We start from the raw sequence: 19,450 nt of genomic DNA on the forward strand, positions 1-19,450 counted from the left end.
AGGAGTTCGCCGAACTGGCACTGGCAGCCCGCGCGATCGAGGCCGGTCCCGATCGTGCGGCGTGGTTGGACGAGATCGGGGAAGCACTCCTGGCACGGGCTGACGCCCTCGTGGAGCCCGTACGGGAGGCTGTGGTACGGCACTTCGAGCCCTTGATACCGGCCCTGGGCGACGCGGCTGTCTACGGCAGTGCCCGGTGGGAGGAGATCACTGGCGAGTATGAGGCTGCCGTCGCCGAACTCCTGGGCGAGGACGCGAGGGTGGTGGCGGAGGCCCGGGCAGCGGTGGCCCGCCTTTACACCTACCTGTCGGGGCAGCACGGGCAGAGCGCAGCCCGGCGGGCCTTCTTCGCCCCGGCTCCGGCGCGCGGCGCTGAGGTGGCGGCGATGGAGCGGCTTCTGGATCCGGGCGCGGACGCGACCGTGGACGAGCTGATGACCGCCTTCGGCAACGCTGCCTACGCCAACCCCGAAGACACCCACACCCTGAGCCGCCTATGGCGCGACCGTCCGGACGCTACTGGGGGCCGCGGCGCCAGCCGCGTGTTCACGGCCTCGCGGGACACGCTGCGCCGCGCGCTGGTGGGCCCCGCGGTCCATGCACGACTGAGTGGAGAGGAAGCCCACCAATGGCCCCATCCTGGGACGCGGCCGACCGGGCTCCCCGACGAGGGTCTCGAGCTGCCCTTCCCGCCTGGTGTGAGGGGACTGCGCTGGGGGCGTGGTCGCGCCGATTCTGTGGAGTGGCTGCTCCGGGTCCACCAATGGTTGAACGTGCCGGGTGGGGATGTGCTGCGGTTCCGTGAGGCGCTGATGGCCACGAGTGGTCACTCTCTGGCCGAGGTCCTCGCGGCGTCTCATCGTGCGGGTGTGTACGGTGCTACCGATCCTGATCCCGGTACGGCTGACGGCACGGGGTTGTACCGCTGGGCGGGGACGGTGCTGGCGCCGGTCGGCCGGGTCACCGGTTCAGGGGGCCCGAGCCGTCCGGCGAGCCAGTCGGGTTACGTTCAGCGTGTCGGTCCGGGCATGGGGGTCTCTGCCGGTTCCTCCCGGCGGCCCTCCGTGGAATCCAGGCTCCGGACACCCGTGCGGAGGAGCAGTGTTCGGCGTGCGGGGGCCGTGATTCCCTGGCCGGCGCTGGGTACGGACGAGCGGTTGTGGCCGCCGCACCTGCGTGTGTACGCGGAACTCCTCGGTGAGCTGGTGCCCACCACACGCCTGTTGGGGTCGGGCTCGGCCGATGCCGCGCGGGCCGGGGAACTGGGCGGCCGGTCCACGCTGCCGCGTGAGACGCCGCATGGGCTGGCCCTGAGGCTCCTTGGCGGGGGTGCCGAGGTGCTCACGGACCGGCTGCGTGATGAGTCGCCGTTGCACCGTGCGGTGGCGACGGAGGCGTTGGAGGCGCTTGCGGAGGTGGCGGGGCCCGTCTGGTGGGTCGGGCAGGAGTCGGGGGATCCGGTCCTGGGGCGTCCCGGGGGGCTGGTGGTGGAGGTGGGGCGGTTCCACCGGGCGACCACGGACCGGGACGCCGCCGTGCGCGGGGCGCTCACGCTCGCGAGGTCCGGCGCGGGGTCCGGCGGGGGCGTGGGTGAGGCGCGCTACCCGGTGCTGTACGAGGTGGAACGCTCCTCAGGCCGTGACCTTTCCGACTTCGACGGGGAGGGGGTCGTGCGTTACCCGGGGCCGGTGGAGTTCCGTGTGGTGTCGTGGGCGACGGAGACGGCCGGGAGCGGGCACAGTTACGTGCTCGCGAGGATTCGGGAGGTCCCCGTGGCCGGGCGGATCCCGGTTTCGGCGTGGGCGCGTGATGACGTCAGCAGCCGCGCGCCCAGCATCGACGGCCGGCAGATCGGCGAATACACCCACACCCCACAGCCACCGCTGCCCGGATCCGATGCCGATCCGGCACCGCTGCACGGTCGCGTGTCGAGGTCCGGGGACGGTACCGCGAACTCCGGCACCGCGGCTGCCGCGATCCTGACGCTCCCTCCGGCCCTGCCACAGCCGCACACTCCGTCCGGCCTTGTCGTGGGAGCCATCGATAGCGGAAGTCCGTCGCCGGCCTTGACCCCGGCCGACGGTCAGCCAGGGGCGGTGAGGCCCGGTTCGTGGCGGTTGCCGTCCTACTTGGAGGAGATGCGGGCCGCGGGTACGGCCCGTTTGACGGCGCCGACCGGTATGCGGTGGATCGCCGATGAGGTCCGGGCGCTGACCGCGAACGGGTCTCCCGACGCGATCCTGGACGCGATCACCGCTGGCCCGGAGGTGTTCCTCGGGCACGGGAAGCCGTTCCAGGTGCGGGGGGGCGACGGCTGGTACGACGTCACCGTCACCATGGGCCGTGACCCCCAGGAGCCCCGGACGCTGATCACCGCCGCTGACCTCGGTGACCAGGCCGGCGATCACAACCGCGCCAAGCGGACATCCGCGTCCAGCACTGCGCTCGGGAGCGGCTACACCCGGGGTATCGGCCTGCGCCACGCGGGTTTTGTTCTCGTTCCCACCAGCGATCCGTTCTTCCTCGCCGGTGCCATGGCCAACGTCAACGTCCCCGTCCGCCAGTGGTCCGCGAAGACGGACCGGTCGCTGGCCGTCGAGGAGGGCCGGAACCTGATCACGCACAAGGGTCTGGTCTCTGTGCCCCGCCAGGTGATGTGGCAGCTACGCGTCCAGAAGGCCGGGGTACGGTACCCGCTGGTGCGCGAGGGCCAGGGCTCGGTCGTGGCGCATGTCGCGATCGAGGAACTCGTACCGGAAGGTGTGACGGCGCGGCCTCCGGCGATGACCCGGCTGGCGCCCGCTACGGCGGCCCGTCTCAAGGCCGCCCAGTCCCTGGTCCCGCTGTCCGCCGACACGGGGCGCCCGTACCCGGGCAACGGCAGCCTGTTCGGAGCGATCCAGAGCCAGGTCCACCCCTCCGTCATCAGCCATGGCGCACCGGGACGGACAGTGGCGTACGAGGCAGCCTCCTCCGAGAACTTCGTCCGGAACCTGCCGCGCGTCTTGGCCGACTGGGTCCCGTCGGAAGACATGGCGAGCACCCACAACATGATCACTGGTGGTTACCGGATGAGGGCCACCATCACCGCCCTGGCACCCGTCCCACGGCTGGGTGGCGGAGCCGGGGCGCCGACTCCGCCAGCTGCGGCGGCCGCCGCAGTGACTTCTTCCGTCGGCCGTCCCGCCGCACCCCGGCCCCCCGTGAGCGGCGGCTCGCACCTCGGGGCCATGGCCTTCACTCAGAGGTCCACGCTCGGCCAGGGGACGCAGGTAACCAAGAGCGGTGGATGGGACATCGCGGTCGGTCCCGGTATCGGTATCGGAGCCATGGCCGGTGGCCCCATGGCGCGGGTGTTCCTTCAGCCCGGTCTGGAGTCGAGCTGGAGCCAGTCGGTATCCTCTGGAAGTAGAACCGTCATCCTCCAGGGCAAGGAGATCCTGGATTCCCAGGTCTCCTACGAGGCCCGCGTCAGGGTCGAAGTGAGCGGCATGGGCCCGCGTCCTCGCACTCGCCCCGGCTCGGGAAACCGGCCGAGCGAGGTGGAGGTCACCGTCTGGTTCTACATGAGTGCGCAGGAGGCGGCCCATCTGGGTCTGCCGCTGCCCGAAGGCATGACCCCCTCACCACTGTTCGATCACCTTGGCTTCGACCGGGTTCTGCCCGCGGGCCCGTTGGGGAGCAGCGCGAAGCTCGTCGGGCTGGACACCAGTCAACTGGTGGCGGCCCTTGAGGGCCACTTCCGCGAGCAGCCAGCGCTGGCGGGCTACTTGCCGGGCTTCGACGGCTCAGACCTGCGGCCCACCTGGCGCCTGTTCAAGCCGGACGAGGCCCGCGAACGGGAGAACTACCGTGCCCTGACCACCGCTCTCTCGGCGGCCAACCTGATGGCGCGCAAGCAGAGGCTCCTGACCTCCGGCATCGCGGTCCCGCTGCGCCGTAAGCACTGGAACGACACGGAACACCTCCTGGTCCGTGTCACGGGCCGGCTGCGCGACGACGTCGCGTACCGCGGCGACATCAAGGACTGGTCGATCCTGATGGCGTCGGGCCTGAACACCGACGTCCAGGGAGCGGCCGCGAGCCGGATGGGCGCCTCCCTACGGGCTCGGCTGAGCGTCAAACCCATCCCCGGTTACCTACGCCTCATCGCTACCGGCGGGGTCGGTGCATACAGCCTGCGCGAATCGCAGACGGCTCTGACAGCGGACCGCACGGCCGCCGTGTCCACCAGCCAGGCACCGCCCGTGAGCGTGTTCGAGTCGGTGCTCGTCTTCGACGTGGAGATCACTTCCGTCCGGCGGCCGCGGCAGTGGCAGCGCATGGCCGTTCCGGGCGCCCCGGGCCGGGAGACCCCGGTGTCCACCGTCCATCTGGACACCACCGCCTCGCCGGAGGCCCTGTCCCTCGCGGCCGTACCCGTCATGCTGACAGCACCGACCGCGCTGACGCTCAAGCAGCCGGCGGCCGCTGCCGGGCTCGTCCGCGAGCGGCAGCTCCCGATCCCCATCGCGGTCCTCCCGGCGCGCGGTATCGCTGACATGTACGAGACCCGGTGGGCGGCCCGGCCGCAGGAGAGCAGGGTCACCGACTGGCTGTGGATGGAGGACACAGGAGCCGACCAGGCCGTGGTGGACATGGCCCGGGAACTGCTGACCGAGGCGGCGGGAGGCGACAGCGCGCTCGGCGTACCGGAGCTGGATCCTGGCATCCTCGTCGAGGACGCTTTCAGCCCCGAGGCCGTCGAGGCCGCTTTCCCGCTCGCCACCCGCAACGTCTGGGTGGTCGACGGGCTGCGCTTCGAGCGCAGGCTGGGCAGTGTCCGCGGGGCGGTCGGCGTCCGCTTCCACGCGGTGCACCCCACCGTCGTGCACGTCACCGACGGCAAGACGCTTCAGCTCGACCAAGTCAACACCGGCGGACACCAGGCAGGTGCGGCCCGGGGCGGCGGGTTCACGCTCTCGGGCGCCGCACTGCTGGCTGGCGTGGGCCGAGCGGCACCAGTGCTTTCGATGTTCGGCGGGCTGGGGCAGGGCGCGGCCCGCGACTCGTCGCGCACCTCCTCGTACGGCATCAGCGGCACCATCGAGCGTATGGACGCGACCCCGGCGAGTGAGCGGATGGTCCTGGTCCGGGCCGATCTCGATGTCCTGATGGTGGCCGAGGTCTCGCTGCGTGACGGCACCCCGTCGGTCGCCTCGGGGGGACGCAGAATACCCGGCGGCGTCTCGGTCTGGCTCTCCGAGGTCCAGGTACGGACACTCGGCCTGGGCGCTGAACTGGACGGTCGGCTCAACCAGCGGGCTGCGCCCGCCGCGCAAGAGGCGCCGGTCGCCCCGGCCGTGCTGGTCACCGACCCGGTGGCGGGGTTGCGCCCGCCGACCGAGGGGCCGCTGGGCTTTGGCCGGATCAGGCACGTGCCGGACTTCAGCCGGCTGCTGTCGGGCCTGCGGACACGGCTGGCGTTCCTGGACGGCGGTGACCACACCGCACTGCTGCCCGCACACATCCTCGCCGACCGGTACCGCAATACGCAGCGGATCACTGCCCTGCTGAACGCGGTCGGGGGGCGGTCGCTGCTGAGCAGTGCCCTGGACGGTGGCAGCACCGTCACCCTCTACCGGAGGAACGGCAGCCCGGCTTACGTCGTCAGGTTCTCGGTGACCCGTGGCGAGGGAGCCTTCGCCGGCCGCCCGCAGGACCGCCGGACCATGGAGCTCATTCACAGTGCGACGCACGAGGAGAAGCTGAGCCGAGGGGTGGCCAGGGCCAGGCAGAGTGGCCCGGTTGCCCTGCCCAACATCATTCCCAGTATCGGGAACAGTTCCACTGGTACCCCGGCCCCGCTCTTTGCCCCCGGAGCGGAGGAGCGCCGGTCGAACAAGCAGACGGAGAGCTCCAAGTACAGGGTCACTGTCCGTGCCATGGTCTCGCCGAACGTCGAGATGGTCGGCATGCGTTACCCGGTGTCGGCGAGGCTGGAGGTGTTCAAGGCGGGCCGGGGGGTGGACTTGGCGCCGGATGCGGTTGTCGAACTCGATGCTCCTGAGCAGGGGGAGGACGATCGCTATCTGCTCCAGGACATGCTGGAGTCCGACTTGCACGCGCTCACCCGCGTTCGGGCGGGTCGGGTCCCGGCCGGATCGCTCTGGCTTCCGATGAGCCGCTCGCAAGCTCTTGAGGACTGGCAGGGGCAAGGCATCCGACTGCCGGCCGAGGCCCAGGTCGACAGCAGCAGCGGTACCCCGCTGCTCCGTTCAGCTCTGCGGCAGTTGGCCGTGGGTCTGGGAACGAGGGCAGAGGTCAATACCGTCGGGACGAGTGCGTCGGAGGCGGTCGAGGGACTGTTCTCCACCGAGTGGACGACCGCGGCACTGCCCGGGCTCATCGCAGGCCAGCGGCTGCCCGACCTGTTCGTTTCCGGGCTGCTGATCGACGACGACGTGAGTGTCCGCCTGTACTCCCGCTTCACCAACGGGGAAGTTCTCGGGCGCGTCGACCGGATGCAGTTCGAGGTCACTGGCGGGGGCGATCCGGGAACAGGGCGGCTCGTCGAGAGAGGCTACTCCACGAGCACCACGGACGGGGAATCGTCAGGGCCCTCGGCCTTCGGCGGCGGCTGGCGCCGCTACCGGGAACCGGATGTACAGGCCCAGGTGACCGCGGGTGGGCCGATCCTTGGCGGTGCTGTTGGTCTGGGTTCGGGGGTTGGGTCGGGGCATAGTCCGCTTTCGCGGTTGAACACTGTTGCTGTGCTGGTTCAGTTTGATGTGGATCTGCGGTTGGAGGCGGGCCGTAGTCCGCGGCTTGGTGTCGGGTCGGGGGAGGTTCGGGGCACGGTCGAGGTTCCGCTGCCGGTTCCGGTGGTGGTCCGTATGGATCTGCGCTCGGCGGCCGCGATGGTGCGCTCCGGTGCGTTGCGGGATTCCGGGAACCGGCTTGGGCTGGGCCGGCCGGCACTGGCTCCGGCGCCGGGGTGGCCGGTGTCGGCTGTGATGCACGTGGTGCGTGATGTGAAGGGGAAGGTCCTGGGTGAGGCGTCGTTCAGCCCGGGGGAGTTCGCGCGCCGTGAGCCGGCTTTGCGGCAGGCGGCCGGGGCCGGCACGTATGTGGAGTGGAGCCGCGGTGCGGATGGCCGCCTCGTGTCCCGGCTGGTGCCGATGCCGCTGGAGTCACGTACGCGTTTCCTTCTGGCGGGGAACGGGGACAGTGATCATTTGGCCGTGGCCCTCGCCGATGGAGGAACAAGGCTTTTGCGGGGGGCGGATGTCGCGGGTGCGGTCATGGGCCGGCCGCACCTGGCGACGCTTTCCTCCGGGACGGTCATCGTGCTGCTCCAGCGTGGCACGGGAGCGGCGGATTCCGCGGTCGGTCGTTTGGTCAGTGATGCCACGGGTCTTGCGGTCATCCAGCCGCGTTGGGGGGCGGCCGCTACCGCGGCGGAGGGTGCTCAGAGCGGTTACGTGCATCTTCTTGAGGCTCCTGACGGGACGCCGGGCGGCTGGCTCGTCCATCATCCCGGCGGACGTACGCAGTCCCACATTCCGGATGCTGTGCCGGTGGTGGACTGGACGGCCCCTGGCTACCCGGCGCCCGTGTTCCACCTCGGCGCCTCCGCCTCCGCCTCCGCCTCCGCCTCCGCCTCCGCCTCCGCTTCCGTTTCCGTTTCCGCTTCCGCGGCTGTCCGTCCGTCTGCGGGGCTGGTCAACGGCCCGGTTGCAGGGGGTTTCGGGGAGCAGGGTCCGCAGCTGCGTGTTCTGGCGGACGGTGGCGGGAGGGCGTTTGTCTGGACGGTGTTCGGGGAGAGGGATTTCGGGCTGCGGGAGAAGGCGTATCGGCGTCTGCGGGAGGTGTCGCACTACGAGCAGTGGAGCGTCGCGCCGTCGGGTGAGGCTGTGGCGGTGAGGGTCGCGATGCCCGCCGGGGGGAGTGGCACCGCGTTCTTCGCGATGCACGGCCGGACGGCGGACGCCCTGGTCTCCGGGCTTTCCGTCGACGGCCCCGTCCGCCCGGAGTGGGCGTGGGCGAGGGATCTTGTGGACGGCGGGCTGGCAGCCGCGGGCTTCCACACCCTCATGTTCATCGCGTGTGCTCCGGATTTCCCCGTCGGCCGTCCGGCCGCGATGGACGCATCTTTGCGGCGGCTCGCTGAGCGTAGTGGCCTGACGGTCTTGCGGCCGCAGGGCCGCATCGCAGTCGTCCCCCCCGCGACCGCGACTTCGACCGGCGGGTCACCGGGTGTTTTGGATCTTCCTGTCGTTCACGTTCTGGAAGATGTCCGGGGGCGGGCCACGGGATGGACGGTGGTACGTCCGGGGCGGCGGCCGGAGGCGTCGCCCGTTGCGCTGCCCGCGTCCCCGGGCTCGGTGAGGTTCGCGTCGTTCTATGCGGACCGGCGGTGGCGGGCGTTGAGCTTCGAGTACGAGCAGGCGCTGGCGGAGGAGGCTGCGGGGGGTGATTCGGCCGAGGTCGTGAGCGGGGCGATCATGGGCCTGCTCGATGTTCTGACGCGGATCCATGGTGCGGACGGGGCGAATGCGGCCTTCTTCCCCGGGGGAGGCCGTGTGCCGCAGGGCGCGTGGTCCGTGCGGGAGTTCATCGGCTCCGAGCCGGGTGCGGCTGCGCTGATGGACGCGTTCGCGCGGGCGGTGTACTCGGATGCGCCCACGTCGCTGGTGTCGACTGTGCCGGGCCTGATCACCAGGCCGGCGGTGGTTTCGCCGGGCGGGGACGGCGGGCTGTACCGGTTGGCGCATGACGCGCGCGGGTTCCGTTATGCGGGGGGCAGGCGGGGGCCGGCGCTGGCGCTGATGGAGGCCTACCGGGCTTTGGGGGCGGATGCGGAGCAACAGCTTCGTTTCCGGGGGGCGGTTGTGGCCTGGGCGGTGCGCTCGGGTGTCCAGTCCCTGTCCGAGGTGCTGGCCGACGGTCAGAGCGCTGGTGTGGGCACGGCCGATGACGCGCTGACGACCGCGTTGGCGACGGACGGATCACGCCTGCACCAGTGGGCCGGACAGCACTTCGCCCCGGCCCGGACACTCCCGCACCACCGCCTGTACGCCGAGCGGTACGGCATCAACGGCGGGCGCGTGGTAGGGGACACGGCCGGCAACCACACGGCAATGGCTTCGGTGCTGGCGGGAAGCGGGTCGGCCGACGCGGTCGGCATCTCCTCCCGGCTTGTCATCCCCGCACGGAACTGGACGACCGAGGCCCGACGCGAGCTACAGGCGCCGTACCTGACGGCGGTGAACGGGTACGTCTCTCCGGACGACCGTTTGTTCCACGCTTTCCTGCAGGCGAGCCGTCTGGGGGACCGGAACGGTGAGTGGCTGATGAGAGCCGCGATCCGGCACCTGGCGGTCGAGTACGCCCGTGGCGGCTCCGATGGCGTTCCGGAATCACTGCTGACCGATCCCGACTTCAGGGCGCTGGCCGGTGATGCCGCGAGCCTCCTGAGAGGGTCACCAACGGACGCTCTCAGGGCGGGCATTGACCGGGCGTTGGCCGTGGTCACGGACCGTGTCCGTGCCTGGATGTCCGCACAGGCCGACCTCGCGGCCGAGGCGCTCGACCTGCTGGCGCCTTCTCAAGGTGTGAATGAGCGGACCAGTGACCGTCGCGTGTTCGTCACGATGGAGGCGATGCCGTCGCGTCCGCCCGTGGAGTTCGTCAATGTTTACGGTTTCGCTGATCTGGTTCGGTCGGTACGTGGTCAGGACCGGAGGTCGCGGCGGCCGCAGAGCCTTGTCATCGAGCGCATTGTCGGGAGTGGTGGCATGCTGCCGACGCCTGAGTCCCGTCGTGTTCGGAAGGCAGACCGAGAGACGGACGCCCGAACCGCGGCCTACACGAAGGCCAAGCGCAAGGAGCTGATCGAACTCGGCTTCAGTCCGGAAGAACTCAGCATGCACGAACTGGCCCTCGACGCGGCCGGCATGCGCGGCGACATGGACACACTGCTGGGACTGATGGAGTCCTTCGAGGCGAAAGTCGAGGCCAGGCGGGACGCAGCCGTCGGCTCGGACCCCTCGGCCGGACCCCCCGGTGAGCTTCCCGGCGGCCGAGGGGAGCCACCGGCCGGCAACCCCGACCACTCCGTCCTGGATCAGGTACCCCCCTTACCCCCCACCGAGTTCACCGCGACGAAGCGGTCCACCGACCCGCACACGGATCCACCCGGCCCCGGCGAAGCACTGATGGAGCTCCCCGGACGGGGTGACGAGCAGGCTGACGACAGCGCCGACGGCCAACTCGGCTCCCCGCACGAACCCCCTGCCCCCGACGAGCTCCTGGCGCAGCTCCCCGACGAGGACATCGCCCCGCCTCCCGACCGGCGGACTTCCGCGGAGGCCCTGCTCGCCGAGGTCATCTCCCGGACGCGCCTCGAAGGGAGCTCCACGTCGGCGCCCGGCGTGTCCGACCTCGAGGGCTTCGGATCGTGGAGCGTGCCGGCGGTGGATCCGACGCCGCACAGTATCGAGGCCTTGGAGCAGCTCGCAGGTCTCGTGGACATCAAGGCGCTACGGGACTTCGCCACCGGGGAGTTCCAGTACCTGGGGCCCGAGTACGCCCTCTTGAGCCGCCGGATCGTAGCGTCCGCCATGCACTTCGATCTGACACTCGGGGACCACGGCGAGGGCCTCGAGCAGCGCAGCCCCCTGGAGTACTGGACGGCGATGGCGCTCACCCAGTACCTCGCCGCCGGCCCGCTCACCCCCGACAGCGTACGAGCCGTGGTCGACTTCGCGGGCTTCCTCCGCCTCGGCCTCGATCTGCCGCCTCCCACCGGCCTGTCAGGTGGCACTCCACCACCGGAACCGGACACCGTGCCGGAACAGAGGGCGCCGCTCCCGAGGCGCCACGACGAGGAACCTGTACTGGAGCCCACGACCGTCGAGTTCCCCACCGGACCCGAGACCCGGGCGACGGACTCCGATGTCACGACGCGTACCTTCCCCGTGCTCCCGCGGATCGTCACCAACGGGTGGATGCCGTTCCTCGCGGAGGACGGCGATGCGACGGACGACCTCGACTCGGCGCGTTCGGATCAGCCTTCCGACCTCTCGTCCTTCCTCTCCCCACTTCAGATGGGTTTCGGGCAAGGGCTGATCGCGCGGCGGCGGTCCTCGGAGGAGATCCTCTCGGAGGGGGTGAGCGAGTTGTCGCCGCAGTCCGTGACGCAGCGTTCCCCGAGCATCGAGCACGTTCTGGAGCTGCCGACGCCCGAATCCGTGGACGTACCGCCGGAGGCAGTGGAGATGGGCTGGGGCATGCCGATCGCCAACCAGGCACGCTTCCAGAGCATTTCGGACCGGCACGACGTCGTCATCGACGTCCGGCCGACGAACGCCGAGGCCGTGGAGTGGCTCGACAGAGGTGCCCTGCCCAAACCGCAGGAGATCAAGGCCAAGACCATCAACGCCATCGACGTACACCTCGGGGCGAAGGCGGAGAACCGGGGCCTCGTGGGGTTCTTCGAGCCGGTCATGCCTGCTCGGCTGCCGGTGGACCAAGCACTGGCCGACAAGATCATCAAACGCCACCGGCAGCGGGAGGACGAGCACCGTACGCTGCGCGGAGAGATGGCCCGGCTGACCGCGACCGGGCGGTACGAGGTGTCCGACGGCCTGGTGTGGGCGGTCGACCAGCAGGGCGGCAAGCGGCCCTTGACGGGCGACCACGACATCTTCGACATGCGGAGCCCGGACACGGGCCGGCCCCTGTCCCTGGACCAGTACGAGACGATCATCGAGGAGATGAAGGCCGCTGGCATGGGTGTCATGCACGGTGCGCACAAGTACTGGCGGCCCACTGATTCCTTCGGCCGGCAGATATACGAGACCATCCTCCACTCCCATCAGCAGCCCGGCGGTGAGACGCTGATCAGGTTCCAGCCCAGGCGCAGGGCCTCGACGGTGGCCTTCGACGGAGATGAACCTGTCCTCTCGCCCCCGCAGTCAGAGCAGCGCCGGGTCGTCGAGAGCGAGTACACCCCGGAGGACGTCCGGAACACCCTGGACAACCTTGATCTCCAGACGAATCCGCACCACCAGCACCACCAGCACACCCCGGAGATCCTGGTCTCCGTGCCCGTGGAACAGACCGAGAGACCCCGCTCCGATTCCCTGGAAGCCCTGGAAGCCCCGGAGCCTTGGTATCTGCCCATGGTGGAGGTCGCCGCACGCGAGGCCGAGAAGCGGTTGCGCGGCGCCCTCGACCAGGAGCGCGTGCGGTGGCAGCGGGAGTACGAGCTGTGGGAGAGCCAGGACGCCTCCGTGCGCGGCGAGGCACCCGAGCCCCGTCTCACCAAAGTGAAGCTGGCGGCGCTCCTCGCGAAGGCGGAGTCCTTCAGCTCCGATCTGGGCCTGGGCGAGCGCGAGACGCGCGCGCTCACCTGGGTGTCGGCCGAAACGCTGTGGTCGAAAGGCCCCGGCCCCGCGGTGCGCCGGTTCGAGACCACGGCCGCCGCCTACAAGCTCGGCCGGCTGCTGACCGAGGAGGAGTTCACCCAGCAGCTCGATCAGGCGGCAGAGGTGCTGGAGGAGCACAATCCGGCATCCACCGAACTGCCCCCCGACGACTACCAGTCGCTGCTGCTGGACATTGCGCTCGCCGGGCACCTGCGAGGCCCCGAGGCCGCCGGGGAGGTGGCTCGCAGCAAGGTGCTGCCGGTCAAGGGATCGGCCGGGCTGGACCGGATCTCGTACAGCCTGCTGGACACGGGAACTCCGCTGGCCAAGGTGCTGAGCTTCCTGCCGGCGGAGCAGCGGGCGGCGGATGCCGAGGCCTGGCGCAACCATGTGCCCACGGAGGGAGCGACGTTCACCTACGATCCGGACCTGACCTCTGAGGACGGTCAGGTCCGGATCGTTCAGGAGGATCTCCCCTGGAGCGGTGAACCCACCCTCTACATCGATATCCACGGGTGGCGCGACATCGTCTCTCCCACCGTGTCGGATGCCGCGTACGCACGCGAGGAGGGGACGGTACACACCACGGCAGCGCATCTGGCAGAACTACTGCTGGAAATGGACGAGTTCATCGACTTCCTGCGATTCGCCGAGAAGACCGCGACGCCGCTCAACCTGGTGCTCTTCAGCTGTGAGGTGAGCCAGGACGACGGGCAGCAGGTTCTCGCTGCCGAAGAACTCAGCCAGGCCCTGACCCAGGGACTGGTACGGCGCGGCATCGAGCCGAGGTTCCTCGAATGGGCGAGCGATCAAAAGGTGAAGCTGAGCCCCCACGGCGAGCTGACCGTCTACGCCAGGCCCGAGGAACGATCTCCGTGGGAGGCCTACTGGCCGGAGTTTCCCCTGCCGGCGGAGATCAGCTGGGACGACACGGCGTTCGTCGGCGGCCACAGCTTCAGATCGACCTACGAGCATCCACCCCGCCACCCGATCGTGCCGTCGAGGGAGCTGCGCGTCGAGCTGGACCGGCTGAAGAGGCGGGGCGTGCCGGACGTGTTCCTCGTCGACGGCATACGCCACGGCGAGATGCTACGAGCCTTCGTCGCGGACGGCCGGGACGGTGTCTCCGGGGACTGGGTTGTGCGTTTCGGGGGGAATGAGGTGCGTTTGCGTGAGGTGGCTGGTCTCGGCAAGCGTCTGGTTGAGGGTGTCGTGCACGCTGTGCTGTATTCGGCGCCTGAGTTGTTTGACACGGCGACCGGTCGTGAACTGGGCCTTGACCCGCAGGCGATGCTGCCTGAGAACGTTGAGGCGGTGCTGGCGTGGGTGGGCCGCTCGGTCACCGAGCCGGACATCCCGGCGGGGGCGTCCCTCCTGGAGTCCAGGCGGTCGCTCACTTTGAAGGAGCTTTTCGAGGCCGGTGTCGAGCCGAGTGTGGTCGTCCGTACCCAGGCCGCTCTCCAGGGGGGTGCGGTCACGGTCAGGGATGCGAGGCTGGGCCGGGCTGACCAGGCGCGTCTCCTGCTGGGCCGGGAGGACAGGCGGGACGGTCTGGTGAGTGAGCTCGCGGCGGACCTGATGGGCCGCAAGCTCGGGTTCCGCGTCGCCCTTGCGGAACTGGAGGACGCTTCTTCGGTGCGGCACCTGGGGGGTGCGGGGGGGCCCACGGTGCTGCTGGTCCTCCAGGACGGGCGCTACATGGTGGGTTTGATTCCGCCTGTGGGCGTCGCTGATCCCGCTGGTCTGGAGGAGGGGCCTTTGCGGGTGACCGCGGTGTCCGCGCCGCCGCGTCCGATGGAGGTGCTGGGCGACGTGCCTTCCGGGACGGAGCCGGATCCGGGGGGTCGGGAGAGGTTCGCCGGGGTGGGGACGGCGGATCTGGGCGGGGTGCTGGGCCGGCGTGAGGTGTTCACGGATGGCACTGCCCGGCCCCGGCGGCTGGTGACTGATTACACGCTGACGTCGCCGTTCGTTGGGGGGCCGGATGTGCCCGATGCCCGGAAGCTGGCCGAGGCGCCGTCTGTGTACCGTCTGTCCAGCCGGACGGGTGTGGCCCCGGGCCAGGAGGCTGGCGATGTCTTCCCGCGGTTCGTGGCGATGCGTCCGGTGGAGGTGCAGGAGCATCCCGTGCTGGCGGTTGCGGGGGACGGGAACCTGGCTCTGGCCGTCCATGGGGGGCAGAACCGGGAGTTCTTCGCGACGGAGGAGGTGGTGGCCGACGCTCACAGGCACCTCGGCCTGACCGGCGCGAAGCTCACGCTGAAGGTTGATCACTCGACGTATGCCGAGTTCGCGCATGACGGTGTGCTGAAGCGTCTGTACAGGGTCACGCCTGAGATACGGGGTGAGAAGAGTTCCCTGACGCGTGACTTCTCCGCGAAGATCCTGGGCGGTCAGCACCAGAACCTGGTACTGCACGACGCCCGGCCCCTCGCGGAGGGGGGTACCGCGGCCACCGCCGCGCCTCTGGCCCATTTCGGTCACGACAAGGAGATCTCCGGGCCCGCCTACCTGGCGCAGGGGCTGGTGGAGGCCTTCCACGCACCCGAAGGCCGGCGGGACGTCCTTGGAGTGGAGTGGGGCCGCGCTCTTCTGGACAATGTCTGGAACTCTGTTGAGCAGGACTGGCCCGCGGTGGGCAGGGAGTACGGGCAGGCCCTGTTCCGTGCCAAGCATGATCTGCAGGCCGCGTGGCGCTGGTGGGAGCTGATCCAGAAGATCGGTGTCAACGAGTCGGCCATCGCCCAGAAGCCCGGTGACGGCTATGTCGTCCAGGCGCTCGCGCATGCGGTGACCGATAATGTCCGCCTCTACGACGAGGACTACGCGCACGGCACCGGTCCGGACACGCCCGCGGTCCAGCAGACGGCCGGCTACCACTTCGCGCCGGTCGTGGCAGGCGACGAGAACCACCACATCGCCCTGCAGATGTTCACCTCACGAAAAAACTTCAACCAGGACATGCGCGACGCCGTCGAGGCCAACCTGGCGCACTATCCCCCCTCCGAACTCGACCGGTGGGAAGCCCCCGCGGCCCCTGCAGACCCCGCGGCCCCCGCGGCCCCCGCGGTCCCGGCGGCTCCGGCGGTCCCGGCGGCTCCGGCGGTCCCGGCGGCTCCGGCGGTCCCGGCGGTCCCGGCGGATCCCAAGCGCGCCACGCGTACGCACCTGGCCAAGACGCTGCGGCTGATCCATACCCTGCGTGGGAAGATCGCCGCTCTGGACGCGGACCCGTCGGCGCAGGCCGATCCGGTCGCGGCCAGGGACGCCCTGGTGGCGCAGGAAGCACGGACGATGACTGCGGCGATCGCGCACATGAGCAAGCTGTCCGTGGACACGTACGGCGATCCGAACGAGGGCTGGTTCTTCACCATGCACGGGCGGAGCCCGGGGGAAAGCTTCTTCGACACGTGGGCCGGCCCGGACGACTCGGTGTTCGCCAACCCCATGGTCGTCCTGGTCAAGGGCGGTCACAACGACGCCAAGATGGAGGGAACGGCCATGCCCGGCGCACCACAGGGCCTGAGCGACTTCCATCGTGAGCGCCTGGGCAAGATCGCGGAGGAGATCGCCAAGGTCGGCCTCTGGCGGATCGCCCAGGGCATACGGCCCCCGGCGATCCGGTTCACCGCCCGGATCCACGAGGAGGAGGACCTGCGGACCGCCGCCGAGCGGATCGACACCGTGCTGGGAGCCTTCCAGGAGGCCCTCGCCACGAGTCTCGCCCGGCGCCAGAACCTGGACCCGCTGCCCGGCAACACCGCCGTGGAAACCCGCCACTTCGAGCTGGTACGGGACTTCGCACTGCGCCCCGAGCGCGAGGCGTGGCAGGGAGGCACCGACGGATCACTGGACTCGGGGTACGAGCTCGCGAGCTCGACGGACGGGACGCTTGACACGGTCCTCTCCCTGACCATCGAGCAGCTGAGCACGCTCGCCGTCGACATCGGCGTGCACAAGCCGAAGAACCAGCTCTTCCGCCAGCGCGACCCGCAGGCCGTCACCCCCCGCGAAGCCCTCCAGACGAAGGAGACCGTGTACTTCGTGCGTGACGCCCTGGGCGGCAGCGGTCTTCCCGACAAGCGGCTGCTGACCGCGGGCAGGCAGCTCCAGGCACTGCTGCACCGGGAGTTCAACCAGAACGGGGCCCCACGGCCCGAACACCTCAACCCCCTGATCCACCGCGTTTTCGGCCTCGCGCCCGACACGCCGGTGTCCCAGGCACACCGCTCAGAACTCTTCGAGCTGGCCGCACAGGCCAAGATCAAGCGTGTCGGCCTCACCACGGACCGACTACGGCAGATCCACGACCGGACGGCGTCACCCCTGGCGGGCCTGGCCCCCATCCCCATGCATCCACTGATCCGCCAGGAGACCACGAGACTGCAAGCACCCGGACTCCGAGTACAGACCCAACACGACTACGGAGTAGCGATGCTGGGCCGACTGTCCGCCAAGTCGTCGGCACCCACCTACAACCGCGTCCACTCCATACTGGACCAGTACAACTCCGCCTCAACGGCGGAGACGGAGGCGGACGCCTCCCCCCTCGACCAGTACGGCCCGTCGCTGATCGACGCGTACGGTACGCAGTCGGCGGAGGGGGACCGGGGCCGGGACCCGGAGGACGACTTTCCGGAGGTCACTGCCGACCTACGGGAGCAGACGGACCCCGTCGAAGCGTGGACGGCGGCCTACGCTGCGCGACACCGTGAGGCGGATCGAGAGCTGCACCGGGTGGTGGAAGCCGTACGGCAGCGGGCCACGGACGACGCGTTGGCCGTCATCCAAGCGATCGGCGCCCGCGACGTCATCAGCCAGGACTTCGTCACCCTCTTCGCTGCTCTGGAGACCGGACTCCTGGCGGACCTGCTGGGGCCGATCACACCGCCCCAGGGGCTTCGGGCCCAAGCTGGGCGGGGCCGGGAAGGCCGCCCGGGCGCCGACATGCACCACACCCGCGTGATGGCCTGGGCCTTCAACGTCCGTCCCCCCATCGGTGGGATTCCCCTGACGGCGGGCACCGCGTACTCGCTGATGCGGTACGCCGTCGAGATGCGCCACCAATGGACGCTCCCGCTCGACCCCAGCCTGTTCGTGATGGCTCTGATCGGATCCCATCCGGCGGAGACGGCACAGATCCTCCGCGGTGCGCAGGTCCTATTCGACGAACTGGCCGAGGAAGACAGACCCCAGTGACTGGATCCCACCGGTCTCACTGCGGAGGCAGTTACCCAAGTCGTGGAGGTGCCGCCTCCGCCGATGGGGACGGCGGTTCTCTTCGGTGCCCGGGCTCGCCCTATCTGGTGGTCGAGGAATGCTGCACCAGGACGGATCCCGACGACACGGCTGCGGTCGAGGTGCTGGTCACCGCCAACTTCTGCGCGGTACACGGCCGCAAGCCTCTTCGTACCCGGTACGGACGGGGAACCGGTGGCTGAAGGGGGTCAGCGTGACACGGGACCACCGGAGGTCGCGAGCGGCCTGGGCCCGGTGCGACTCCTGTGTGATTTGGTGTCCAGGATTCAAGGTCCCGGCCATCAGAGTTGAACCGACCCGGATGAGGTGGAGGCTCGATTCCATGTAAGGATCAGAGTCATGGTGCGCCCCTAACAACCCCTAACGAAATGATCTTCGGGCTGGTTGGATGGCCGTGAGGACGTTGATCTGGGGGTGCGGGGTGGATCGGCGGAAGCCGTGGGAAGCTGATGACGAGTTGTGGGCGGTGATCGAACCGCTCTTGCCGCGGGTGGAGCGACGGACTCGTCTATCCTGGTCGGAGGCGACATCCGGACAGGCTGGTGTTCCAGGGCATCCTGTTCGTTCTGCACACCGGGATCTCGTGGGAGCACCTCCCGCAGGAACTGGGGTTCGGATCGGGCATGACCTGCTGGCGGCGTCTGGCGGAGTGGACTGATGCCGGCGTCTGGCCGCTGCTGCACGAGACCCTTCTGGCCCGGCTCCGCGGAGCCGACGCCCTGGACTTCTCACGGGCCGTGGTCGACGGCTCCCACATACGCGCGTTAAAGGGAGCTCCAAAACAGGGCGAAGCCCCGTTGACCGGAGTAGAAATGGCAGCAAGCACCACCTGATCACCGATGCCACCGGCATTCCGCTTGCCGCCACCCTGACTGGCGGCAAGCGCAACGACGTCACCCAGTTCATCCCCCTGCTCCAAGCCGTCCCGCCGGTCCGCGGCAAGCGCGGCCGGCCGCGCCGGCGGCCCGACGCGGCGTCCCACACGGATCCGGCCTCGGCACCGACCGCTGGGTCGTCGAGCGGACCTTCGCCCACCTCCACTGGTTCCGCCGGCTGCGGATCCGCTGGGAAGTACCAGACGACATCCACGAAGCCTTCCTCAGCCTCGCGTGCTCACTCATCTGCTGGCGGCGCCTGAAGCCATTCCGATAGCAGTTCTACTGAGGATTTCAGGGTGGGGTCGGTGGGTTGATAGCCAGGCCGGTGACGGTGAGGCAGCCGTCGATGAGGTGGGGTCGGAGCTGGATTCTGCGTAACTCGCGGCGGAGTGTGCGGTCGAGGTCATCGGGGGTGTCGAAGGCGGTGTTGGCCATCGCTCTGCGCACGAGCGACCAGACGGCCTCGACGGGGTTGAGATCGGGCGCATAGGGCGGCAGGCGGATAGTGGTGAGCCAGTCGTGCTCGGCCTCATACCGCTTCAGCCCGGCGGCCAGATGGGTGTTGAGGTTGTCCCAGACCACCACGATCGGGCCGCCGAGTTGGATATGGGCTCTCACCAGCAGGTCGCGGTAGTCCTTCCAGGAGAAGCTCTTGCGGGCGCCCTTGAGTAAAAGGTGGGTGCGGGGCCGGTGGATGAGACGGCTTGGCTCGCCAGGTTTGTAGCAGCACAGGGCGGCGACCGAGGTCCGGCGGCGGGAGCGGCCGCGGACGCGGATGACGGGGGTGTGTCCGCGCCGGCCCCAGGTCCGGGCACGGGGCGGCGTCATGGAGAATCCGGCCTCGTCGCTGAGTAGGCCCGGGGCGCGGTGCCGGGATTGCTCCCGGTCCGTTTCCCCGGA

General features: G+C 69.7%; 1 protein-coding gene and 2 pseudogenes (1 of these 3 only partly in view). 2 read left to right on the forward strand and 1 reads right to left on the reverse strand.

The window, feature by feature from the left end:
* Both OG332_RS07160 and OG332_RS07165 read left to right on the forward strand, forming a co-directional pair.
* Positions 1-17,612: the 3' portion of a hypothetical protein gene (locus tag OG332_RS07160; RefSeq protein ID WP_327412654.1), read on the forward strand. It extends 14,452 nt beyond the left edge of the window; only the last 17,612 of its 32,064 coding nucleotides appear in the window; its start codon lies beyond the left edge, outside the window; its stop codon occupies positions 17,610-17,612.
* Positions 17,613-18,060: 448 nt separating this feature from the next.
* Positions 18,061-18,824: pseudogene (locus OG332_RS07165) on the forward strand (IS5 family transposase).
* A gap of 17 nt (positions 18,825-18,841) precedes the next feature.
* Here OG332_RS07165 and OG332_RS07170 read toward each other — a convergent pair.
* Positions 18,842-19,396: pseudogene (locus OG332_RS07170) on the reverse strand (transposase); the annotation flags it as partial.
* Between the last annotated feature and the right edge of the window lie 54 nt (positions 19,397-19,450).

The sequence above is a fragment of the Streptomyces sp. NBC_01233 genome (genome assembly GCF_035989305.1).
In the GTDB taxonomy this organism is placed as follows: domain Bacteria; phylum Actinomycetota; class Actinomycetes; order Streptomycetales; family Streptomycetaceae; genus Streptomyces.